This window comes from Bradyrhizobium sp. SZCCHNR1017, from assembly GCF_032381375.1.
Lineage (GTDB): Bacteria > Pseudomonadota > Alphaproteobacteria > Rhizobiales > Xanthobacteraceae > Bradyrhizobium.
Window position 1 is genome coordinate 235241 of record NZ_JAUHIR010000007.1, and the last position, 22483, is coordinate 257723.

Sequence of the window (22483 nt, forward strand, 5' to 3'; positions counted from 1 at the left end):
GATGCAATGAAGGCGCTTCCGGCTTTGGCCGTTCGGGCCCCGCATCGCCGGCACAACGGCGTGCGACGTGCTCCGTAGCCAGCCAGCAGCGGTGGATAGCGACAGCGATGGAGCGCAGTCCGCTGCCGCGCGCCCCTATTCGCTACTTCCCTATTCGCAACTCGCTCGCGTCACCGCCGCCCCGTCGCCGCCGGCGCCGCGGGCGCGGGCTGCGAGGCCTGGGCGTTGCTCGGGCTGGCGTTGCTGGCCCCGAACAGGACCCGGGTCGGATTGCGGTCGAAATTGTTCACGGCGCGGCTGATGTCGGACAGCGTGCGCCGTCCATCGGCCATCAGCGCGCCGGAGCGCTTGTCCAGATCCTCGGCGAGCTCCCGGATCGATTTCACCGTCAGGAACAGCTCGCCGCCATCCTTGCCGCCGGCCAGCGTGTTGAGACCGAGCATCAGGGTATCGGCCTTGCCCATGATGCCGTCGACACGGCTCATGACGCCATCGATGCGCTCGGAATTGCGGGCCAGCGACTGGGTGAACACCTCGAGATTCTTGATCGAGTTCTTCACGGCGTCCTGGTTGTCCGCGACCACCTTGTTGATGTTCTGCAAGGTGGCTCGGATCGCTTCGGTCACGTCCTGCAGCCGGGTCGGATCGGCACGCAGCACCGGCACGCCATCCTCGTCGAGCGGCGGCGGCGGCGCAGCCTCCTCGCCGCCCTTCAGCGAGATCGCGGCGACGCCGGTCAGGCCCTGGAACTCGAGCCCGACCAGGGTGTCCTTGCGGATCGGCGCGTTGTTCTCGACCATCGCCAGCGCGACGACGCGGCGCGGATTGTCGAGCTTGACCGAGATGACCTCACCGACCCGGATACCATTGAAGTTGACGCTGCCGCCGTTGCGCAGACCCGCGGCCGGCCCCTCGAACACGACCCGCAGCGGGCTGCGCTGCTTGGTCGTGTGCAGGCTCTGAAACCAGAGGACAAACCCGATCGCCGCGGCAATCACTGCCAGCGTGAACGACCCGATCAGGACGTAATTCGCCCGCGTTTCCATTACCAACTCCGGTACCGGCACGTCGCGGCGGTCATCCGGCCCCCGCTTCCGTGCACTGTCGGTTGGCGCCGGACAGCGGCACCCACCCCATCAACTTTGTCGCGGCAGTCCCCACTCCCGCTCACAAAAATCGTCCCTGGGGCGCGTCGCGCTACCCCATCACGGCTCGGGCACGCTTGCCGTGGAAATACTGTCGGAGCCACGGATGTTCCGAGGCCTGCATGTCGGCCATCGATCCCGCGGCGATAATCTTGCCGTCGCCCAGCACGGCGATGCGGTCGCACGCCGTATACAGGCTGTCGAGATCATGGGTTACCATGAAAACCGTCAGTCCCAAAGTGCGCTGCAGGGTCCGGACGAGCTCGTCGAAATCGCCGGCGCCGATCGGGTCGAGCCCCGAGGTCGGCTCGTCGAGGAACACCAGCTCCGGATCGAGCGCGAGCGCGCGTGCCAGCGCCACGCGCTTGATCATGCCCCCCGACAGCTCGCTCGGGAAACGATCAGCAACATCGGGCCGCAATCCGACCATCACCAGCTTTGCGATCATGATCTCGTCGAGCAGACGCTGCGAGACCTTGAGATACTCCCGGACCGGGAACTGGATGTTCTGCCGCACCGTGAGCGAGGAGAACAACGCGCCCTGCTGGAAAAGCACGCCCCAGCGCCGCTCGACGGCGCGGCGGCCGGCACGATCGGCGGCGTCGAGATCGACGCCGAACACCTCGATGTTGCCCGACAGCTTCGGCACGAGGCCGATGATGGTGCGCGTCAGCACCGACTTGCCGGCGCCGGAGGGACCGACGAAGCCCAGGATCTCGCCGCGCTTGACGTCGAGGTCGAGCCCGTCGAGCACGCGCGTCTTGCCGAACTGCACGGTGACGTCACGCACGCGGATGATCGGATCGGAGACCTCCTGCATCATCTCAGTTCACATCCCGACCGCGGCGAAGAAGATCGCGAACACGCCGTCCATCACGATGACGAAGAAGATGCCCTTCACCACCGACGAAGTGGTGTGGCGCCCCAGCGACTCGGCACTGCCCTGCACGGCCAGTCCTTCGACGCAGGCGACGATCCCGATCACCGCCGCCATCACCGGCGCCTTGAGCAGCCCGACCTTGAAATGATCGATCGAGATCGCATCGCGCAGGCGCAGCAGGAAGGCCTCGGGATCGACGCCGCCATAGAACCAGGCCACCAGCCCGCCGCCATAGAGCGCGGCGATGTCGCCGAGGAAGGCCAGGATCGGCAGCGCGATCACCAGCGCGAGCATGCGCGGCAGGATCAGGACCTCGATCGGATCGAAGCCCATGGTGCGCAGCGCGTCGATCTCCTCGCGCATCTTCATCGAGCCGAGCTCGGCCGTGTAGGCGCTACCCGACCGGCCCGCGATCATGATCGCCACCAGCAGCACGCCGATCTCGCGCAGCACCAGCACGCCGAGCATGTCGACGACGAAGATGTCGGCGCCGAACCTTCGGAAATGGAAGATGCCCTGCTGAGCGATGATGCAGCCGATCAGGAAGGTGATCAGCACGATGATCGGCACCGCGCGCCAGCACACCTGCTCGAGATGATGGATGGTCGAGGTCAGCCGGAAGCTGCGGGGATGAATGAGGACCCGGCCGCTGGCGACGATCACGGCGCCGAGCATGTCGATCAGCGCGGCGATCGTGCCGAAGATGCCGGCGACACTGAGGCCGATCTGGCCGAGCATGCCGGTGATGGTCACCATCGTCGCGTCGCCATTGGGCGCGGTGCTGACGCGTCGAACCTCGTCGACCAGGCTGGCGTAGTTCGCAGAGAGCCCATCGATCCGGACCTCGACGGTTCCGGTCGTGAAGCTGCGGCGCAGCCGCTCGATCAGCCAGGCGCCGAACGTGTCGAGCTTGGAGACTTGGGAGACGTCGATGGAGACATCGATCTTCTTGCCGGCGAGTTTTTCGGCATCGGCGACGAGCCGTTCGAGCGACGGCGCAAAGGGCGCAGTCCAGGCGCCGGTCGCGCGCAGCGACAGCGCGTTGCCATCGCCACTGCGCTGCAAATCAGGGCCGCCCTTCACGACGGCCATCCTCGGAGCCTTGGACGTCCGCTCCTTGACGAGAAAAATCCCACCGCGTCGCTACCACCTTGCCGGAGACCACTATCAACAGCCATAGTCGGTCAGATCGCGCAAGTCCCAAGCGCCTCATTCCGGTTCACAAAGCGCCAGACTTTCAAATGACTTCCAACGGTTTTCCAATACTGGACGCCCGGATCGGCCACTGGCCGATCGCCGGCAGCTTCACGATCAGCCGCGGCGCCAAGACCGAAGCCGTGACAGTGATCGCGGAGCTGCGACACGGGACGATGGTTGGCCGCGGCGAATGCGTGCCCTATCCGCGTTATGGCGAAACGCCCGATGCGGCGCTGAGCGCCCTGCTCGGGATGCGCGATGCGGTCGCCTCTGGTCTCGACCGCGCCGCCCTGCAGACGGCGATGCCGCCGGGCGCGGCGCGCAATGCGCTCGACTGCGCGCTGCTCGACCTCGAAGCCAAGCGGAGCGGCCGGCGCATCTGGGACCTGCTCGGACGTCGCGCACCGGCACCGTGCGTCACGGCCTACACGATTTCGCTCGGGAGCCCCGATGTGATGGCCAAAGCTGCGGCCAAGGCCGCGCATCGCCCGCTGCTCAAGATCAAGCTCGGCGGCGACGGCGATCCTGCGCGGATTGCAGCCGTGCGAGCGGCGGCGCCGCAGTCACAACTGATCGTCGACGCCAACGAGGCCTGGACCGAAGCGAATTTGGAATCCAATCTCGCAGCCTGCGCCACCGCCGGCGTCACGCTGGTCGAGCAGCCGCTGCCCGCAGGGAAAGACGAAGCGCTCGGAAAGATCGCGCGCCCGCTCACCGTCTGCGCCGACGAGAGCGTGCATGACCGCGACTCGCTCGAAGCGCTGCGCGGACGCTATGACGCCGTGAACATCAAGCTCGACAAGACCGGAGGACTCACCGAGGCGCTTGCGATGGCCGAAGCCGCGCGCGCTCTCGGCTTCGACATCATGGTCGGCTGCATGGTGGCGACATCGCTGTCGATGGCACCGGCCATGCTGCTGACGCCTTTCGCCCGTTTCGTCGATCTGGACGGTCCGCTGCTGCTCGCCGAGGATTGCGAGCACGGCCTGCACTACGAGGACAGCCTGGTCTATCCGCCCGATCAGGCGTTATGGGGCTGAAACGACAGGCTTCGGTGCGCGATCCACATCAGGACGCCGCCCGCTCCGGCCATCGCGGCCATCACGTAGTAGACACCAGGTCCATAGGCCGCATAGACCGGCCCCGAGAGGGCCGATGCCGCCGAGCCGACCACGCCGCTCGCAGCCGCATAATAGCCCTGCCCGCGCGCCGTCAGTTGCGCCGGCACTTGGCGGACCAACAGCCCCATGGTTCCAACCAGGGTCAGCCCGAAGGTGAAGCCGTGACTGATCTGGACCGCGGCGAGCCCAGCCGCATGGGGCTCCTGGGCCGTGAGGCTCCAGCGCAGCACGGCCGCCATCGCGCCGATCATGACCAGGCTGGCGGGCGCCAGCGTGAAACGGGGCGACAGGGCGAACACGACGATCTCGGCCAGCACGCCCATGGTCCAGAGCCAAGCGATGGTCAGCCCGCTGAAGCCCTGCGCCTTCCACTCGATGGCGGAGAACGTGTAGTAGGCCGCATGGCTTGCCTGGATCAGCGCCGAAGCGGCGATGATGCAGAGGAAGCTCGGATTGCCCAGCAGACTGCGCCCGTCCCGGGCCAGGCCGGCGCCATGCGGCAGCGGCGGCAGCGCCTGCAGCAGCAGGCTGCTTGCCGCACCGCACAGCGCGACCGAGACGATGATCCAGATCAGCTCGGACGACGGCGCGAGGTCGACCAGCCCGCCGCACAGCAGCGTTCCGGCGATGAATGCGGCCGATCCCCACAGCCGCAGGCGACCGTAGTTCAGGCCATAGCTCATCACGCCACGGAGCGCATAAGCGTCCGTCAGCGGGACAACGGGTGTCCAGAGGCAGCAGGTTGCCACGTAGACCAGGAATACCAGCCAGGGTTCGCGCTGGAAGGCAAGAGCCACAAAGCCCGATGCCGTTGCGAAGGTGGTCAGCCGCATCGCGGCGCGCAGGGCCTGCCGGCGCTCGGCAACCGCGGTGATCAGCGGCAGGACGGTGAAGCGGGTTACGGCGGGAACCGCAACGATGACCCCAATCCATGCGGCATCCAGGCCGATCGCCCGTAGCCATACGGGAAAGAACGGCAGATGCGTGCCCGAGAGCACGAACACAGCGCCATAGAACAGCCCCAACCTGTCCGCGAATCGGCGCGACAATACCGGCGATGTGGTGGAGATTTGTCGGGACAGTGGCATCAATTCAATTGCGATTCGATCAATATCATGGTGATCGTTATGCCAACGCGCAGCAATGTGCGCGATAGGTTTGCCATGGTCGATGAAGTCTTCGCCCTCTCGCCGATATCCGCCCGTGCGGCTCAGCCGAACGAGGCCGATTACGAGGCGATCCGCGACGCCTTCATGGAGACGTCCCGAGGCCGCTGGTTCCTTGGCGAATACGCCAAGCGCAACCGCAATGCCGACACCAGCATGGTGCTCGACGCGGTGGCCCGCATCGAGCATGCGCTGGCCTCACAGCGTCAGCAGCAGCAGGAGTTCGAGCAGGCCGACAGCAAGGCACTGCCCGAAGCGCTGGCCGCGATCCGCGCCACGGTCGAAGACGCCGCACTCGCCGCCGCCACTGCGGTCGACAGCATGGCCCTCGAGCAGAACCTGGCGCCGGTGCGCAAGGGCATCCGAATCATCAAGGAAATCTCCTGGCGCTGGCGCGAGATCGGTGCGGACTCGCGGATCTGCGACCTGATCGATTCACAGGTCACGTCGATCGAGGCCGCCTGCGACCAGCTTGCGTGCGCCGACCCCAAGGTCGCGCTGCTTGCGGCCTTCGAGATCATCAAGACGCGGCTGAAGGAGTTCGACGCGGAGAAAGCAAGCATTCCGCCCGCGGCTGACGAGATCGAACCGGCGACCGAGGCTGCGGCCCCGCCGACACCCGATGTCGCATCGGGTCCGACTGCGGCGGCGACGGTCTCGGCTGAGCCACAGGTGGCTCCGGAGCCGCAGCCCGTGCCGGAACAGATGGAGGCGGCCCAAGCCGGGCTCGAGATGACCATTCCGCTCGTTGCCGCAGTGGCCGCGATCGAATCGGTCGAGACATCCTCCGGCGCTGATGCTGTGATCATGGCGGCTGCAGCGGTTGAGGCCAGGATGGTCGACACCGCCGCTGCGGCGGTGGTGCAGCCCCCGGAAGCTGCGACCGAGCCGTCGGTGGACGAAGCCCTGCTCGAGATCGAGCAGCACGCGGCGGCGGCCCTGGATGACGCCGTCGCCGCAGAAGCCCACGACGAAGCCATCCTGGAATTGGTCGCGGCGGAGATGGGTGCCCCCGATCCGATCGACGATGAGGAGTTCAGCCGGGCCAGGACGCTCGGCTTCGACATTGAGGAGCCGACCTCGGTCGACGACGACATCGTCGCGAGCTTCAGCGAGACAGCGCCGTCGGAGCCGGATCTCGTGCTGACCACGGCAGAAGCCCCGGTTGCCAGCGCGGCGCCGGCTCCCGCTGCGCCCACGATGTCGGCTCCGCCAATGTCTTCCCCTCCGATGCCGGCCCCGCCCGCGGCGGCCCCGCGCATGGCCTCGCCTGCAGCCCCGGCGCCGGTCCCCAGCGTGCCCGTATCGCCACCGCTTCCGGAGGCGATCACCATCGAGACCCTGGCCGCCGTGGCGGCTGCGGTCGCAGCTCAATCTCCCGCAGCGGCCCCGAAGGCCGACGTTGCGCCGAGCCAGCAGGTCCGCCCGACCGCCGCCGCGGCTCACAGCACCAGCGCGTCCGCGATGCCCAAGCCTGCCTACGAGCCGTCGCTGGGATCGACGCTGCTGTCGAACGGCCTTCTGCAGCGGCCGCAGGCACCCGCCAACGACTCGTTGGCGCCGATCCGTCGCATGACCCAGCCTGAGAAGATCGCATTCTTCTCGTAGGGCGAGTGCATCTCGGCCGCCTCCTGTTGAACCTCGATCACTGAGCACCGAAAGGTGCCGCGTTGATGGGTGACGCGGATCACTTACGCTGCTGCGTGACCTGCGTAGCCTGATCCTCAAGCCATTCGCTTTGCGCATGCTCGAGGAGAACGCCGTGTCCGTTCCAAAATTTCGCGCTGTAACATCCGCCTGGAAATCCCTGCTCATGTCCGCGCTGCTGGGCCTGATGGCCTGGGTCGGCCCGGACTCGGCGTTCGCCGCCGGCAGTGAGCTCGACATCCTTCACACACCACCGCGCGCGCTGGCAGCTCCCTCACCGGCAAAAGAGAGCAACACGCCCGCCGCGATCCCTCAAGGAGCCGAGCCACGCGTCGCGCTCGTGATCGGCAATGCGAGCTATCAGAACGCGCCGCCGCTGGAGAACCCGGACAACGACGCCCATGCTGTTGCCAAGCTGTTGAACTCAGCCGGCTTCGAGGTGATCACGGCGACCGACCTGACACAGAACGAGATGCTCAAGGTCGTCGAGGATTTCTCGAGCCGGGTGGCAGCACACGGCCCGAACACCGTGGCAATGGTCTACTACGCCGGCCACGGGGTTCAGCTCGCGGGCGAGAACTATCTGATCCCGATCGATGCCCGTATCTCAGCGCCCTCCGACCTGACGACGGGGACCATCCGTCTGGTGGACCTGATGGCAACGCTCGACGCCATCCCGAGCCGCATGCGGATCGTCGTGCTGGACGCCTGCCGCAACAATCCATTCCCTGCCATCAACGATGCCGGACGCGGACTTGCCATCGTCGACGCGCCGAACGGCTCCATCCTCGGATACTCGACCTCGCCCGGCGCGGAGGCGCTCGACGGGCGTGGCGAGCACAGCCCGTACGCGCAGGCGTTCCTCAACCTGGCGCGGCAGCCGAACCTGCCGATCGAGCAACTGTTCAAGCGCATTCGCCTACAGGTGAACCAGAGCACCGACGGACGACAGACGCCATGGGAAAGCTCCTCGTTGACCAGTGATTTCACCTTCTTCGGGGATACGCTGGTCGCGGCGGCGCGCCCTGCCGAGAACGCGCCGGTGATCCAGATGGCGGCCAACCTGCCCAGCCGGTCCGTGCGGCAGGCCTATGACTACGTGCTGTCGGAGAACCGTCCGCAATATTATCGCGAGTTCATCGAGCTGTATCCGCGCGATCCGCTCGCCGACCGCATCCGCGCACTGCTCGCCGGCCTCGTGCAGGCCGCGGCGTGGCACCAGGCCGTGCTGGCGAATTCGCCGGCCGCCTATCAGAGCTTCCGAGAATCCTATGCCGACAGCCCATATGCGCCGGTCGCACTGCGGCTGCAGGGACAGCCTCGGCCCATCCCCGTGCTGCAACCGAGCCGTCTCATGATGCCACCGCAACTGGCACCGATCGCGCGACCGTTCAATCCCGGTCCGCAGATCCAGAGCCATCCAGCCCCGCAACCGACGCTGCCGGCCGCCACCGTGCCGCACGGACCGCTGCCGCCAACGGTGGTCACGAAAGGCAATGCCATCAACAACGCGGGTCCCAACAAGGTCGTCGATCCCGGGCCTATCGCTCAGACCAAGTTGCGCGACAGGATCGTGCCGCCGACAAATCCGCCCGTGACTACGAAAATCCAGCGCGATCCACTGAAGCGCAGTCCTGGGCGGCCATTCGACGCCCGCGAAGTGCGGCGTCCCTTCCCCGGCAATTCCGGACCGTTCAAGCCGAACATCAACGCGTCGCATCCGTCGATGGCGCGTGGCCAAGGCGGGATGCAGGGCGGCCCGGCGCGGAGCACGCCGCACGTCGCGCAGTCCGGACTGCGGATGGGCGGCGGGGGATTTGCAAAAGGCGGCCTCAGCTTTCACTGAGGCTTGATCGTCAGGCGATCAGCCTGGCGTAGAGCTCAGCATCGACATTGCCGCCGGACAAAACGATCACCACCGTCTTGCCCGCCACATCCAGCCGGCCGGCCAGCAATGCTGCAAGCCCGACCGAACCGCCGGGCTCGACCACGAGCTTCAGCTCCCGGAAGGCAAAGCCAACCGCGCGCCCCACCTCCTCGTCCGAAGCCTCGACCGCGGCCGACAGCAGTTGGCTGTTGATGGCGAAGGTGATCTCGCCTGGAATCGCTGCCATCAGCGCGTCACAGATGGTCCGGCCCTTTGCATCGTGCGCCTCGCGGTGGCCGGCCCGTAGCGAGCGCGCATGGTCGTCAAAGCCCTTTGGCTCGGCCACGACCATCCGGGTGCTGGGAAAGCGCGCCTTGACCGCGGTCGAGACGCCGGCAAGCAGTCCACCGCCCGAAGCCGGGACGATCACCAGATCCGGCGACAGGCCGAGCGCCGCAAGGTCCTCGGCGATTTCACGACCGACGGTGCCCTGCCCTGCGATGACGTAGGGATCGTCATAGGGCGGCACCACCGTCGAGCCGCGCTTTGCTGCGATGTCGCGCGCGATCGCTTCGCGGTCCTCGCGATCGCGATCATAGAGCACGACCTCGGCACCGAACGCCTTGGTGCGCTCGCGCTTGGCCGCTGGCGCATCCGAGGGCATCACGATCGTGGCGTCCATGCCCAGCAATGTGGCGGCATGGGCGACGCCCTGCGCATGATTGCCGGAGGAGAATGCGACGACGCCGTTGCCGCGCGCTGCTTGCGGGATCGACGCCAGTTTGTTGTAGGCGCCGCGGAACTTGAACGAGCCGGTCCGCTGCAGCACCTCCGGCTTCACGAAGACGTTCGCTTTGAACCGCTCGTTGAGCACGGGGGCTGGCAGCAGCGGAGTCCGCACGGCCACGGGCGCGAGGACGCGTGCCGCCCCCTCGATGTCGGCGGCGGACACGGGCAGGATCGGGGAATGAGCTGTCATGCCCCTATTTTACCGCGCCCGATTGCCGAGAGGCAAGGGAGCCGGTGTCAGGCGGCGCGGGCGGCCAGCTGCGGAACCGGCGCGGGTTGCCGCTGCGGATCGGCCCAGGTCAGGATCTCGAAACGGCCGTCTTCGTGCTCGACCAGCGCCGTGCAGCTCTCGACCCAGTCGCCGCAATTCATGTAGCGAATGCCGTCCTGGTCGCGGATGACGGCGCAATGGATGTGGCCGCAGATCACGCCATCAGCGCCATGCCGCCGCGCCTCCGAGGCCAGCGCCGTCTCGAACGCGCCGATGTAGTTCACCGCGTTCTTGACCTTCTGCTTGGCCCATTGCGACAGCGACCAATAGGGAACGCCGAACATGCGACGGAAGAAGTTGACCAGACGGTTCATCTGGATGGCGAAGTCATAGGCCTTGTCGCCGAGATGGGCGAGCCAGCGCGCATTCTGCACGACCAGATCGAAGATGTCGCCGTGGATCACCAGATAGCGTTTGCCGTCGGTGCCGGTGTGCACGATGTTCTCGACGACGTCGATGCCGCCGAAATGCGTGCCGTAATAGCCGCGCAGGAACTCGTCGTGATTGCCGGGGACATAGACGATCTTGGCGCCCTTGCGCGCCTTGCGCAGCATCTTCTGCACCAGGTCGTTATGCGACTGCGGCCAATGCCAGCTCGATTTCAGCGCCCAGCCGTCGATGATGTCGCCGACCAGATAGATCGTGTCGGCATCATGGTGACGCAGGAAATCGACGAGGAGATTGGCCTGCGAGCCGCGGGCTCCGAGATGAACGTCCGAGATGAACAACGTCCGAAAGCGCCGAGCCGGGCTTTCTTCACCAGCAGTCTCAAGTCCCATGCGCGCCCACCTAACAGTCCCTGATGACACCGCGATGACGAAACGCCGCACCGGCAGAACCCATCCTGCCGGACCGCGACCGGACACCGCTCGTTCGACGACTCGCGATGTCCCCCGTCAATGCCCCGCGATACCAGCGCGGTGCGACAATCAGGCGACAGGTGGGCGGCGCGAACAGGGAAAATCGGCCTCCTATCTCGGCATGGTGACGACGCGCAGATTGTTGGTGGTGCCGGCCTGCGCGAACGGGATGCCGGCGACGACGACGAGCAGGTCGCCGGCTTCCGCAAACTCCTCCTGCACGGCGAAGAAGGTCGCGCGCTCGACCATCTCCTCGTAGCTCTGCACGTCCTGCGACAGCACGCTGTGCGCGCCCCACAACAGGCACATCCGCCGCGAGGTGTCCTCGTTCGGCGTGATCGCCAGGATCGGCAGGCTCGGCCGCTTGCGCGCAACGCGGGAGGCCGAGGTGCCGCTCGACGTATAGGCCACGATCGCCTTGGCGTGGATCGCCGAGGCGAGATCGGCCGCTGCGGTCGCCACCGCATGCGGCGGCGTCTGCTCCTCGCCCGGCTGCGTCGCCTCGACGATCGAGCGGTACATCTTGTGGCCTTCGGTGGCCTTGATGATGCTGTCCATCATCGCCACCGCCTCGCGCGGATATTGCCCGCTGGCGGATTCCGCCGACAGCATCACCGCGTCCGCACCGTCATAGATCGCGGTTGCGACGTCGGAGACCTCGGCGCGCGTCGGCGTCGGCGTCGCGACCATCGAATCCAGCATCTGCGTCGCGACGATCACCGGCTTCACCGCGAGCCGGCAGGCGCGCACCAGCTCCTTCTGCTTGCCCGGCACGTCCTCGTTGGGAATCTCGACGCCGAGATCGCCGCGCGCAACCATGATCGCATCAGAGAGCTGGATGATGTCGTCGATCCGCTCCAGCGCCGCCGGTTTCTCGATCTTGGACATGATGCCGGCGCGGCCATTGATCAGGCCCCTCGCCTCCAGCACGTCGGACGGCTTCTGCACGAACGACAGCGCCACCCAGTCGACGCCGAGGTCGAGCCCAAAGGCAAGATCAGAACGGTCCTTGGCCGTCAGCGGCGACAGCTCCAGAATTGTGCCGGGCAGATTGACACCCTTGTGATTGGAGATCGCGCCGCTGACGATCACCTTGGCCTCGATCCAGTCGTCGCCGAGGCCCATGACGCGGACGCGCACGCGGCCGTCATCGATCAGAAGATCGTGACCAGGCGCGACCGCCGCAAAGATTTCCGGATGCGGCAACGGAATCGATGTCTTGTCGCCCTCGGTGCCGTTGAGGACAAATCGAATCGTCTCGCCGGCTTCGACCTGGATCTTCTTGTCGCGCAGCGTGCCGACGCGAATCTTAGGACCCTGCAGATCCATCAAGATGCCGATCGGCCGCTGCATCTCCTTCTCGAGGGCGCGGACCGCGGCATGGACCTTGGCGTGATCGGCCTGGGTGCCGTGACTGAAATTGAGACGAAAGGTGTCCACACCGGCGAGGAACAGCGCTTTCAGCATCTCCGGAGAATTGCTCGCGGGACCGACAGTCGCGACGATCTTGGCTCGACGGTGACGACGCATGATGTGTCCTTTCTCCTTAAGCCGTGTCTCGCGTCTCTATGACACGCATGTGATTGGCATGCGCGGACGCAGCGGAAGCGCTGATATACGCCCCGCAGCGTCCATTGCAAGCGCGACACGGAACACGCCAGAATTGTGCAAGAGAACAGCACGCCTCAGGCGTTGGAGCCATGGATCGCGTCGATGACGGCGTCGGTCACCTGCTTGGTCGTCGCCGTGCCGCCAACATCGGGGGTCAGGATGCCCGCTGCACAGACTTTCTCGACCGCAGCCATCAGCCGCGCGGCCGCGTCCGTCTCGCCGAGATGCTCGAGCATTTGCGCGCCGGTCCAGAACGTCGCGACCGGGTTGGCGATGCCCTTTCCGGTGATATCGAACGCCGAACCATGGATCGGCTCGAACATCGACGGGAAGCGCCGCTCCGGATCGATGTTGCCGGTCGGCGCCACGCCGAGGCTGCCGGCCAGCGCGCCGGCGAGATCGGACAGAATGTCGGCATGCAGATTGGTCGCGACGATGGTGTCGAGGCTCTTCGGCTGCAGCGTCATGCGCACGGTCATCGCATCGACCAGCATCTTGTCCCAGGTCACGTCGGGGAATTCCCGCGCCACCTCGGCGGCGATCTCGTCCCACATCACCATGCCATGGCGCTGCGCATTCGACTTGGTGACGACGGTGAGGAACCTGCGCGGGCGCGACTGCGCCAGCTTGAACGCGTAGCGCATGATGCGGGTGACGCCGACGCGGGTGAAGACCGCGACCTCGGTGCCGACCTCCTCCGGCAGGCCGCGATGCGCCCGGCCGCCCATGCCGGCATATTCGCCCTCGGAATTCTCGCGCACGATCACCCAGTCGAGATCGCCGACGCCGACATTGCGCAAGGGCGAGGCCACACCGGGCAGGATCTTGGTCGGGCGGACGTTGGCGTACTGATCAAATCCCTGGCAGATCGGCAGCCGCAGGCCCCACAGCGTGATGTGGTCGGGCACGTCGGGAGCGCCGACCGCGCCGAAATAGATCGCGTCGAACTTTTTCAGCTCCGCGAGTCCATCGGCCGGCATCATCACGCCGTGCTTCTTGTAGTAGTCCGAGCCCCAGTCGAAGGTCTTGACGTTGAAGCTGATGTCGCCCGCGCGCTTGGCGAGCGCCTCGAGCACCCGGACGCCTTCGGAGATGACCTCGGGGCCGATGCCGTCGGCGGGAATGGCGGCGATGGAATGGGTGCGCATGAAAGAGCTCCGTTGATGAGGTCAGGACGGCGTGGCTGCTTGGGCCTTCGCACTTTGTGAACGTGACAGCAACAGCGTCAGCACCGCCGATACCACCAGCAGGCCGGCGACAAAATAGAGCCCGCCATTGAAGCTGCCGGTCTGGTCCTTGATCCAGCCGATCATCGCGGGACCGACGAATCCGCCGAGATTGCCGATCGAGTTGATGGTTGCAATGCCCGCCGCGGCGGCCGAGCCGGACAGGAACATGGTCGGCATGCTCCACAGCGGAGGCTTCGAGGAGGAGATGCCGACATTGACGAGCGTGAGCGCAGCGAGGACGGCGGCGACACTGGTCGACAGCCCGGCCAACCAGAGCCCGACGGCTGCGGCCACGCAGGCCAGCACGACGTGCCAGGTGCGCTCGGCGGTACGGTCGGAATGGCGCGCCCACAGGATCATGACGACCACGGCCACGGTCGGTGGCACCGCGTTGAGGAAGCCGACGGTGAAGGACGACAGGCCGAACTGCTTGATGATCTGCGGCGCCCAGACGCCGAGCGTGTAGAGGCCGGCCGAGGTGCCGAAATAGACCAGCGCGAGCGCCAGCACGCGGATGTCGGCCAGCCCGCGCCAGATGCTGTGGCTCGCGGTGGCGGCCTTGCTCGCCACCTCTGCATTCATGGTGCGCACCAGCCAGTCGCGCTCGTCGTCGGCGAGCCAGCGCGCCTGCTCCGGACGATCGGTCATGTAGGCGAGCACGACGAAGCCGAGCAGCACCGCCGGCAGCGCCTCGATCAGGAACAGCCACTGCCAGCCCTTGAAGCCGAGAATGCCGTCCATCTCCAGCAGCGCGCCGGAAACCGGAGAGCCGAGAACCGTGGAGAGCGGCGCAGCGGCCATGAACAGCGCGGTGACGGCTGCGCGCTGGCGCGCCGGGAACCAGTAGGAGAGATAGAGGATGATGCCGGGGAAGAAGCCTGCTTCCGCAGCACCAAGCAGGAAGCGCAGCACATAGAAGCTCGTCGGTCCCTGCACGAACGCCATCGCGCCGGAGACGATGCCCCAGGTGATCATGACCCGCGCGATCCAGATGCGCGCGCCGAACTTGTCCAGCGCAAGGTTGGAGGGGACCTCGAACAGGAAATAGCCCCAGAAGAAGATGCCGGCGCCGAACCCATAGGCCGAGGCTGACAGCCCGATGTCCTTGTTCATGGTCAGCGCTGCGAAGCCGACGTTGACGCGGTCGATGAAGGCTACGAAATAGAGCAGCATGATGAAGGGCACGATGCGCAACGTGATCCTGCGCAGCACGCGCGTTTCCAGCTCTCCGGCCATCGTCACCTCCCTGTCCCGTCTTGTCGTTGATCTGACAAGCGTAGGCGGCGAACCAGGCCGGCTTCAATGCTCGCATCATTATACAAAAAAATGATATAATCCGGCCCATCACCTCTTCAGGACCCCACCATGGAATTGCACCAGCTCCGCTGCTTCGTGGCCGCCGCCGAGGAACTGCATTTCGGCAAGGCGGCGCAGCGGCTGCAGATGCTGCCCTCGGCGCTCGGACGCCAGATCAAGCTGCTGGAGGAGGATCTCGCGACCCCGCTGTTCGCGAGGACCACGCGCGCGGTGTCGCTGACCGAGCACGGCACGACCTTGCTGCGCGATGCCCGGGCGATCCTGGCCCGTGTCGAGGCGGTCGAAACCGGCTTCCGCCGCCGTACCCGAAGCACGAAGGCGCAGCGGCTGCGCGTCGGCGCCATCGACAGCGCGGCCGCCGGGCTGCTGCCGCAATTGCTGCACGATTTTCGCGCGCGGCATCCCGACATCGCGGTGCAGCTCACGGAGGAGAAGACGATCCGGCTGCTGCCCAGGATCCTGTCCGGCGCGCTCGACCTCGCCTTTGTCAGGCCGCCCGAGCGCACCGATATGAGGCTCGAATTCCGCGCGCTGCTCAGCGAGAGCGCCGTGGTGGCCCTGCCGCAACGGCACCGGCTGGCCTCGCGTGCCGTGGTCTCGCTCGCCGACATTGCCGACCAGCCGCTGATCGTCCCGGACCGCCGGTCGCGGCCGCACAGCCACGACCTCACCATGAAGCTGTTCGCACAGGCCGGGCTGTCGCCGGCTATCGCGCAGTTCGCCGATGAGAAGCAGACCATCGTGCATCTCGTCGCCGCGCGGCTCGGCATCGCCATCGTGCCGCGCTGGACCTCGCGGCTCGCGGTCTCCGGCGTCCGCTTCGTGCCGCTGCGGATGACACGCGGCAGCACCGCCGGACGGCTTCCGCTCGCGGCCGTCTGGCTGCGCGGCTCGCGCGATCCGGCGCGCGAGGCCATGCTCGGCGTGCTCGACGCGCGGCTTGCGAAATACGCCCGCGGTGCCTGACCGCAAGATCCGCCGAACATCCTACCCCAGCGGCGCCTCCGCGACGTCGAGCAGCGCGCCGAGGCCATGGCGCAGGCCGCGCATCGGCTGCTGCTCCGACGACAGGCCGAAGGCCAGCAGCGATCGCCCGGTCACCGCGTAGACGTGGCCGAACGGGAACGACTGCGGCTGAGCATCCGGCTGGTTGGTGTCGAGCAGCGCCAGCCAATTGTGGCCTTCGGGCACGGACGGAAGCGTGAAGTTCACGACGTCGAAATGCGCGTTGTAGACCAGCAGGAGCGTCGCATCCGAGCCACGCCGCTTGACGCCGGTCTCCTGGGCGCGGCCGTCGAGCAGCATGCCGAAGCAACGCGCGTGATCGTCGGTCCACCGCTCCGTCGTCATCTCCTCGCCCGACGGGTCGAGCCAGGTCACGTCGTTGACGCCGAGGTCCTCATTGTGCGAGCCGATCAGGAAGCGGCTGCGATAGAGGATCGGAAACGCCTTGCGCATGGCGATCAGCTTGCGCGTGAATTCGCGCAACGCCCGCCCCTGCGGCGTGATGCCCATCCAGTCGAGCCAGGTGGTCTCATTGTCCTGCGCATAGGCGTTGTTGGTGCCGTTCTGGGTATGGCCGAACTCGTCGCCGGCAAGCAGCATCGGCGTGCCGTGCGACAGCAGCATCGTGGCGAGGAGATTGCGCTTCTGCCGCTCCCGCAACGCGGTGATCTCGGGGTCGTCGGTCGGTCCTTCGACGCCGCAATTCCAGGAGTGGTTGTTGCTGTGGCCGTCGCGATTATCCTCGCCGTTGGCCTCGTTGTGCTTGTCGTTGTAGGAGACGAGGTCGTTGAGGTTGAAGCCGTCATGCGCGGTGATGAAGTTCACGCTCGCCCAGGGCCTTCGGCCGCGCTTGTTGAACAGGTCGCCCGAGCCCGAGATGCGCTTGGCGAAATCGGCGAGCGTGCCGCCGTCGCCCTTCCAGAATGCCCGCGCGGTGTCGCGAAACTTGTCGTTCCACTCCGCCCAGCCCGGCGGAAACTGGCCGACCTGATAGCCGCCGGGACCGATGTCCCAGGGCTCGGCGATCAGCTTGACGCTCGACAGCACCGGGTCCTGACGACAGGCATCCAGGAAACTGCCGCCCTCGTCGAAGCCATAGGGCTCGCGCGCCAGGATGGTGGCGAGGTCGAAGCGGAAGCCGTCCACCCGCATCTCGGTCGCCCAATAGCGCAGCGAGTCCGCGACGAGCTGCAGCACGCGCTGGTGCGACAGGTTCACGGTGTTGCCGGTGCCGGTGTCGTTGATGTAGTAGCGCTTCTGGTCCGGCATCAGCCGGTAGTAGCTGGCATTGTCGATGCCCTTGAACGACAAGGTCGGCCCGAGCTCGTTGCCTTCGGCGGTGTGGTTGTAGACCACGTCGAGGATGACCTCGATGCCGTTGGCGTGGAACTGGTTGACCATGGTCTTGAATTCGGTCGCGAACGGCGTCTTCAGATAGCGCGGCTCCGGCGCAAAGAATCCGATCGAATTGTAGCCCCAGTAGTTGCGCAGGCCCTTTTCGACCAGATAGCTGTCATCGATGAAGGCGTGGATCGGCAATAGCTCGGCCGAGGTAATGCCCAGGGAACGCAGATAGGCCGGAATGTCCTGGTGCGCGAGACCGGCGAAGGTGCCGCGATCGGCTTCGGGCACCATTGGATGCAGCTTGGTGAACCCCTTGACGTGCATCTCGTAGAAGATCGTTCGCTCCCACGGAATCTCCGGCTTGCGCGAGCCTCCCCAGGTGAAAGCGGGATCGATGACCCGGCACTTCAGCATCAAGGGCGCACTGTCGCGGTCGTCGAACGACAGGTCCTTGTCGGCATGATCGAGCCGATAGCCGAACAGCTCCGGCCCCCAGCGCAGGTTGCCGACGAGCTGCTTGGCGTAGGGGTCGATCACGAGCTTGTTGGGATTGAACCTGTGACCGGCGTCGGGCTCGTAGGGCCCATGCACGCGATAGCCATACACGGTGCCAGGCCGCGCGGCCGGCAGGTAGCCGTGCCAGACCTCGTCGGTGTATTCGGGAAGCTCGATGCGCTCGAGCTCGGTCTCGCCGCTGTCGTCGAACAGGCACAGCTCGACCTTGGTCGCATGCGCGGAAAAGATCGCAAAGTTGACGCCGAGGCCGTCCCAGGTCGCGCCGAGAGGAAACGGACGGCCTTCGCTGATCCTGGTCTTGCGCAGATTGAACGCCGCCTGCGTCAAAGCGTCACCGAGGTCGGTGCGTTGGTCCATCCTTTGCCCCCTTCGTCCGATTCCCCAGATCGATTGCCGGGGGTCTCGATGATCAGCGTCGATTGCTAGGTTGCCGCTGGCGTCTCATCCGGCACGATGACTTCCGCCTTGGTCTCGGTCACCGTCACCGAGGCGATCACAGCTCCTTCCGGCGCAGCCTTCGCGGCCCGCTGCTGCGCGACTTCCTTGGTGATGGCTGCGATGGAGTTGCCAATGCGTTCGACCATCTCGGTCAATTCCCCGGGCGACATCTTCAGCCGCTTGGTCACCACGCGGACCTGGGCCTGATCGGTCATGTCGAGCTTGTTGCGGGACGGCTGAATCTTCGGACGGCGCATCGGGAGTCCTCCTGCATGCCAGCTAACCTTGGCTGCGGAATTTGGTTCCCGCGACGGGCTCCCTCCCCCCCTGGGCATCGCCATGAAGACGTGCGTCACTGCTCTCGCGGCGCCATGCGCCCGAGTGATGTCATCGGTGTTGCCCCCTGATCAGGCAGAGGGCGCAGGGAATGCCGGGAGCTGGCCGCCCCCATGGCCCGCCTGCAGAAAAAAAGCAGGCGGCAGTCACCACAGGTTCAGCCGAGACATCCCGGCATTCCCCGCGCGATGGTTTTCACGCTTACTTCGCGATCTCCCCGGTGTCCGGCTTGGTAGCCACCGTCGCCCTCGGGATCATCGCCCGACGACTTGGCGCCAGCATCGGGGCGCCAGGACCACGCGACTTCGCGTCCGCAAGCTGCCGTTCGTCCGCGCGGGTCGCCCCACGCTGCGGCATCCTGCAGCCACCGCATCCCGCACCCAACGTTCCGTGACGATCGCGAAGCGCCCCTCTCGAGGAGCACGGGATGGCGACAATCAAGCACGTATTCTGAAAACTAGCAATCGATTTATTTTTCTCAGAATGAAGACCGGATCCAATCAGCCGAGCAAGCATCGGATGGCACGTGCCAGCTCCGTTGAAGCTTGGGGTGTTGTCAGACCGCAACCGGCGCCTATCGGGGAGGCCGACGGCGGCTTGGCTCCGGCGGGCGTTGTGCATAGGGGTTCGGCAAGCACATGGCCGAAAGGCCCGCAGCCCCCGCTCTACACGCCTCCCACGACCGATACTGGCACGAGATTGTGCTGGAACCGCCCCATTCCCATGTCTGGAGGCACACCGGATCATTGCCATCGAACCGCTGAGCTGCGGCCGGAGCGGTTGCAAGCACGATGATCGAAGTCATGAGGAGAAGCGCGCGCATCATCACACATCATGGCATGAGGCTGACCAATCCGAAAGGGTCTGCCGGCGCGGCCACGTCCACGCGGGCTTGATCTGCAGGCGCGGCGGGTTTCGGTATCCGCGTTGTCAGGTGACCATCTCTTGCTCCGGTGCACACGCCCGCCGACCGAAGCTGATGGGGGGCTGCCCGCCGACGTATGGCTGTCCTGGGTGAAGCCGACCAGCCTTCCTCGACAGCGCCCCGAATCAGACATGGTCGGTCTGAGCGTCCCTGTATTCCTGTGATGCAATGGTCTCCGCTCAGTATTGTTAGTTGTAGTGAACCTCGCTCCCCCAAACACTTTGCGGTTTGTCCGTTCCAACGCGGTGGTCTAGATCTGCAATTCACTAGGCTCGCTCAGCACGCATCCAAAATGATGTTTCCAGAGCTTAGCTCCTAAGGTAGCTGATCGATCGAGGGACGACCCTACGCTGAGCCACTTCAGGAGCGTCGGCCTTAGGCCTGCGTCAAACAGCATGAAGCCCGCAGCCAGACAGCAGGTATCGGCTTGTATGCCGCAGACGAGCACTCGGTCCACAGCAAGGTCCTTTAGATAGTCAATGGCGGCCTTAGGCGGAAGATAGCCGTGCTTGATAAAGACCCTGTCAGCAGGCACCAAACATTTGTCGTTTGCACTGGGGGTCCAGCCCAACTGACCTAGAAAGGGCGTGACGGCCTCGTTATGCCGTTCCACGGTGGCTATCGTAGGAACCTTCCGTGTGAGCTCGGTGATACCCGCGACGATCGCATCGGGCACATGAAAGCTCGGCTGAACATCAACTACGAGCAATGCTTGCTTCGAGAGATTCAACTCGTCACCTGTTTGCGGCGGTTTGCATCACGGCCCTGCGCGCACGCATTCTGACAGGAGTCAATCTTATGCGAAAGCGTCTCATCAAGCCGAGCAGGATTCCGCTTGTGGCCAAAGCCGCCGCATCCCGACCAAGACGATCGGCTCTCTGGCCTAAAGCTGAGCTGTGCCAATTCAAGGCTGACGAATGGTCTCCCTGGGGTTATGGGTCCCGGCGTTCGCCGCGACGACACCGTGCTCGTTGATCCAGCGTGCCACCGCTCTTGACGCTTGCGTCGAGATGGCACGCCCTGCCGTCAGGCCGCGCGCGCCCACCATTGCCACCGCCCGAATGTGGTGGGCCGCGATGCGACGCGGCGCTGTCGCCTATGCTTCCTCGTCCCCGATGGATTGACGATCTACGTGGAATGGTCCTGCGCACGGATGCAAGTGCGCTTCGCAACTCTCTCCTCGTCGTCATTCCGGGGCGCGCGTCTGCGCGAGCCAGGAATCCATACTCAGGATGGCCGTAGGGCCCGAGAAGCTCGTCGCCGCCGTCGCGCACTCCTCAGCAGTTCGTGGTTATGGATTCCGGGCTCATCGCTTCGCGATGCCCCGGATTGACATCGGGAGATATCTCCGCTGCCGTGGGCAAAGCAACGTGCGGACGCGTTGCGCCGCATGGCAGGCGGAACCACTAAGACCCGTGACGGGCTGGCGAATATCGCAGCCGCAATCCTGTCCCGCCCTACCCGAACAGATGCGCCAGCCAGAACGCGGCGCCGGCGGCGAGGCCGCCGACGAGCGCCGTCTGCAGCGCGGACTTGATCTTGTTGACGCCGGTGAAGTGGCCCTTGATGGCGCCGAAGATCAGGAGCGCGATGCCGGTGGCGACCACGGAGATCCGGAGCGCGGACGAAATGTCAGGCGCCAGCATGTAGGGGATCAGCGGGATCAGGCCGCCGATCACGTAGGAGCCGCCGATGGTCACGGCGCTGACCGGCGCACGTTTCGGATCCGGGCGTTCGAGACCGAGCTCGAAGCGCATCATGAAGTCGACCCAACGCTTGCGATCGGACGCGATGGCGTCGACCACGGTGGTCAAGGCCTGGCCTTCGAGACCATAGCCGCGAAAGATCGCCGCGACCTCCTCGACCTCGCGGCCGCGAAGCTTCTCGATCTCGTCGTGCTCCCGCGTCTCCTCGGCGGCATAATGCTCGGCGTCGGAGCGGGCGGCGAGATAGCCGCCGAGCCCCATCGCGATCGCGCCGGCGACGACCTCGGCGAGGCCGGCCGTGACGATCACGTCGGTCTTGGCGACCGCCGCCGAAAGACCGGCGGCGAGCGCGAACGGCACGGTGAGCCCGTCGGCCATGCCGATGACCACGTCGCGGACCACCTCCGACGCGGTGAAGTGCTTTTCAATATGCGGCGTTGCCGGCATGGCGGCCTCCGATGGCGCGATCGACGGAGGCCTTTTAGCAGGCCCGGATGACAGGAGCGATCACCGCAGTCCCGGCACCATCCGCCGCAGGGTGCGATCGTGCAGCCAGTAATGGTGCAGCAAGGCAGCGCCCGCGTGCAGGCCGATCAGGATCATCAGGCCATTGGCCAGCGCCTCGTGCATCTCCTTCATGTCGTGGGCGAAGCCGCGGTCGCCGACCCAGGGTGAGGCGATCTCGAACAGGCCGAACACCGGCAAGCCGTAGCCGCGGGCAAACTGGGTGACGATGCCGAGGACCGGAATGGCGAACATGATGCCGTAGATCAGCAGATGCGTGATCTCGCCGACATGAACCGTCCACGGGCCGAGTTTGGTCGCTTCAGGCGCCGGCGGCGGATCGGCCAGACGCCAGGCCAGGCGCGCGAGCGCAAAGCCCAGCATCGCCAGCCCGAGCGAGACGTGCATGAACAGGCCCGTGTCATGAGAGGGACGCGGCAGCATGTCGCCGAGATGGCCCGAGATCCAGGCCGCCGGCACCAGCACGGCGACGATCCAGTGCAGTGCGATCGCGACGGAGCCATACGTCTTGGCGGAGTTTCGAATGCGCATGATCAGCTTCCTTCGACCATTGGGCATCCCGCGCCGGCACGCCGGAGCACGGGGTGG

General features: G+C 65.8%; 19 protein-coding genes. 4 read left to right on the plus strand and 15 right to left on the minus strand.

What is annotated here, in order from left to right; translation table 11 throughout:
• Positions 1-170 precede the first annotated feature (170 nt).
• The 3 genes from QW863_RS19215 to QW863_RS19225 form a co-directional block, all read right to left on the minus strand.
• Positions 171-1046 (minus strand): MlaD family protein, encoded by an 876-nt coding sequence (locus tag QW863_RS19215; RefSeq protein WP_315712691.1) that lies wholly within the window; start codon positions 1044-1046, stop codon positions 171-173.
• 151 nt (positions 1047-1197) lie between these two features.
• Positions 1198-1968, minus strand: a complete 771-nt coding sequence (locus QW863_RS19220; RefSeq protein WP_315712692.1) for an ABC transporter ATP-binding protein — start codon at positions 1966-1968, stop codon at positions 1198-1200.
• A 6-nt stretch (positions 1969-1974) separates the two neighbouring features.
• Positions 1975-3108: an ABC transporter permease gene (locus tag QW863_RS19225; RefSeq protein ID WP_315713623.1), complete on the minus strand. Its 1134-nt coding sequence runs from the start codon at positions 3106-3108 to the stop codon at positions 1975-1977.
• 158 nt (positions 3109-3266) lie between these two features.
• Between QW863_RS19225 and dgcA the strand changes: the two genes are divergently transcribed.
• The gene (gene dgcA / locus QW863_RS19230) at positions 3267-4262 is read left to right on the plus strand and encodes an N-acetyl-D-Glu racemase DgcA (RefSeq protein ID WP_315712693.1); all 996 of its coding nucleotides are present in this window, start codon (positions 3267-3269) and stop codon (positions 4260-4262) included.
• Here the strand turns inward: dgcA and QW863_RS19235 are convergent.
• Positions 4244-5431 (minus strand): MFS transporter, encoded by a 1188-nt coding sequence (locus tag QW863_RS19235; protein ID WP_315712694.1) that lies wholly within the window; start codon positions 5429-5431, stop codon positions 4244-4246. The two genes, dgcA and QW863_RS19235, sit on opposite strands and share 19 nt — an antisense overlap.
• Before the next feature lie 75 nt (positions 5432-5506).
• Between QW863_RS19235 and QW863_RS19240 the strand changes: the two genes are divergently transcribed.
• Both QW863_RS19240 and QW863_RS19245 read left to right on the plus strand, forming a co-directional pair.
• The gene (locus QW863_RS19240) at positions 5507-7117 is read left to right on the plus strand and encodes a hypothetical protein (RefSeq protein ID WP_315712695.1); all 1611 of its coding nucleotides are present in this window, start codon (positions 5507-5509) and stop codon (positions 7115-7117) included.
• A gap of 205 nt (positions 7118-7322) precedes the next feature.
• Complete coding sequence (locus QW863_RS19245; protein WP_315712696.1) at positions 7323-9002, plus strand: caspase family protein; 1680 nt, start codon at positions 7323-7325, stop codon at positions 9000-9002.
• 10 nt (positions 9003-9012) lie between these two features.
• On the opposite strand, the gene QW863_RS19250 is transcribed toward QW863_RS19245, so the two are convergent.
• The 5 genes from QW863_RS19250 to QW863_RS19270 all read right to left on the minus strand — a co-directional run bounded on the left by QW863_RS19250 (position 9013) and on the right by QW863_RS19270 (position 15019).
• A complete protein-coding gene (locus QW863_RS19250) occupies positions 9013-10002 on the minus strand; it encodes a threonine/serine dehydratase (RefSeq protein WP_315712697.1) in 990 nt (329 codons plus the stop codon).
• Between the two features lie 47 nt (positions 10003-10049).
• Positions 10050-10862: a UDP-2,3-diacylglucosamine diphosphatase gene (locus QW863_RS19255; RefSeq protein WP_315712698.1), complete on the minus strand. Its 813-nt coding sequence runs from the start codon at positions 10860-10862 to the stop codon at positions 10050-10052.
• A 192-nt stretch (positions 10863-11054) separates the two neighbouring features.
• On the minus strand, positions 11055-12473 hold the full coding sequence (pyk, locus tag QW863_RS19260) for a pyruvate kinase (RefSeq protein ID WP_315712699.1): 1419 nt from the start codon (positions 12471-12473) through the stop codon (positions 11055-11057).
• Between the two features lie 155 nt (positions 12474-12628).
• A complete protein-coding gene (locus tag QW863_RS19265; RefSeq protein ID WP_315712700.1) occupies positions 12629-13702 on the minus strand; it encodes a tartrate dehydrogenase in 1074 nt (357 codons plus the stop codon).
• A 21-nt stretch (positions 13703-13723) separates the two neighbouring features.
• The gene (locus QW863_RS19270) at positions 13724-15019 is read right to left on the minus strand and encodes a D-galactonate transporter (RefSeq protein WP_315712701.1); all 1296 of its coding nucleotides are present in this window, start codon (positions 15017-15019) and stop codon (positions 13724-13726) included.
• Between the two features lie 129 nt (positions 15020-15148).
• Here QW863_RS19270 and QW863_RS19275 point away from each other — a divergent pair, with 129 nt between their 5' ends.
• Positions 15149-16066, plus strand: coding sequence for a LysR family transcriptional regulator (locus QW863_RS19275; protein WP_315712703.1), 918 nt, complete (start codon positions 15149-15151; stop codon positions 16064-16066).
• A gap of 21 nt (positions 16067-16087) precedes the next feature.
• Here the strand turns inward: QW863_RS19275 and glgX are convergent, their stop codons facing one another.
• The 6 genes from glgX to QW863_RS19305 form a co-directional block, all read right to left on the minus strand.
• Positions 16088-18322, minus strand: coding sequence for a glycogen debranching protein GlgX (gene glgX / locus QW863_RS19280; RefSeq protein ID WP_315712705.1), 2235 nt, complete (start codon positions 18320-18322; stop codon positions 16088-16090).
• Between the two features lie 65 nt (positions 18323-18387).
• Positions 18388-18660, minus strand: coding sequence for a DUF3606 domain-containing protein (locus QW863_RS19285; RefSeq protein ID WP_315712707.1), 273 nt, complete (start codon positions 18658-18660; stop codon positions 18388-18390).
• A gap of 653 nt (positions 18661-19313) precedes the next feature.
• Positions 19314-19565 carry a DUF3551 domain-containing protein gene (locus tag QW863_RS19290; RefSeq protein WP_315712708.1) on the minus strand — a complete coding sequence of 84 codons (252 nt, stop codon included), beginning with the start codon at positions 19563-19565 and terminating at the stop codon, positions 19314-19316.
• A gap of 349 nt (positions 19566-19914) precedes the next feature.
• A complete protein-coding gene (locus tag QW863_RS19295; protein WP_315712709.1) occupies positions 19915-20394 on the minus strand; it encodes a cysteine hydrolase family protein in 480 nt (159 codons plus the stop codon).
• Positions 20395-21121: 727 nt separating this feature from the next.
• Entirely contained in the window at positions 21122-21817 is a 696-nt protein-coding gene (locus tag QW863_RS19300; RefSeq protein WP_315712710.1) for a VIT1/CCC1 transporter family protein, read from the minus strand.
• A 60-nt stretch (positions 21818-21877) separates the two neighbouring features.
• Complete coding sequence (locus QW863_RS19305) at positions 21878-22426, minus strand: cytochrome b (RefSeq protein ID WP_315712712.1); 549 nt, start codon at positions 22424-22426, stop codon at positions 21878-21880.
• Positions 22427-22483 lie beyond the last annotated feature (57 nt).

Excerpts from the sequence above, each read along its gene's own strand:
- QW863_RS19215 (WP_315712691.1), bottom strand. The coding sequence starts at position 1,046 with ATGGAAACGCGGGCGAATTACGTCCTGATCGGGTCGTTCACGCTGGCA.
- QW863_RS19220 (WP_315712692.1), bottom strand. The coding sequence starts at position 1,968 with ATGATGCAGGAGGTCTCCGATCCGATCATCCGCGTGCGTGACGTCACC.
- dgcA (WP_315712693.1), top strand. The coding sequence starts at position 3,267 with ATGACTTCCAACGGTTTTCCAATACTGGACGCCCGGATCGGCCACTGG.
- QW863_RS19235 (WP_315712694.1), bottom strand. The coding sequence starts at position 5,431 with ATGCCACTGTCCCGACAAATCTCCACCACATCGCCGGTATTGTCGCGC.
- QW863_RS19240 (WP_315712695.1), top strand. The coding sequence starts at position 5,507 with ATGGTCGATGAAGTCTTCGCCCTCTCGCCGATATCCGCCCGTGCGGCT.
- QW863_RS19245 (WP_315712696.1), top strand. The coding sequence starts at position 7,323 with ATGTCCGCGCTGCTGGGCCTGATGGCCTGGGTCGGCCCGGACTCGGCG.
- QW863_RS19250 (WP_315712697.1), bottom strand. The coding sequence starts at position 10,002 with ATGACAGCTCATTCCCCGATCCTGCCCGTGTCCGCCGCCGACATCGAG.
- QW863_RS19255 (WP_315712698.1), bottom strand. The coding sequence starts at position 10,862 with ATGGGACTTGAGACTGCTGGTGAAGAAAGCCCGGCTCGGCGCTTTCGG.
- pyk (WP_315712699.1), bottom strand. The coding sequence starts at position 12,473 with ATGCGTCGTCACCGTCGAGCCAAGATCGTCGCGACTGTCGGTCCCGCG.
- QW863_RS19265 (WP_315712700.1), bottom strand. The coding sequence starts at position 13,702 with ATGCGCACCCATTCCATCGCCGCCATTCCCGCCGACGGCATCGGCCCC.
- QW863_RS19270 (WP_315712701.1), bottom strand. The coding sequence starts at position 15,019 with ATGGCCGGAGAGCTGGAAACGCGCGTGCTGCGCAGGATCACGTTGCGC.
- QW863_RS19275 (WP_315712703.1), top strand. The coding sequence starts at position 15,149 with ATGGAATTGCACCAGCTCCGCTGCTTCGTGGCCGCCGCCGAGGAACTG.
- glgX (WP_315712705.1), bottom strand. The coding sequence starts at position 18,322 with ATGGACCAACGCACCGACCTCGGTGACGCTTTGACGCAGGCGGCGTTC.
- QW863_RS19285 (WP_315712707.1), bottom strand. The coding sequence starts at position 18,660 with ATGCGCCGTCCGAAGATTCAGCCGTCCCGCAACAAGCTCGACATGACC.
- QW863_RS19290 (WP_315712708.1), bottom strand. The coding sequence starts at position 19,565 with ATGATGCGCGCGCTTCTCCTCATGACTTCGATCATCGTGCTTGCAACC.
- QW863_RS19300 (WP_315712710.1), bottom strand. The coding sequence starts at position 21,817 with ATGCCGGCAACGCCGCATATTGAAAAGCACTTCACCGCGTCGGAGGTG.
- QW863_RS19305 (WP_315712712.1), bottom strand. The coding sequence starts at position 22,426 with ATGCGCATTCGAAACTCCGCCAAGACGTATGGCTCCGTCGCGATCGCA.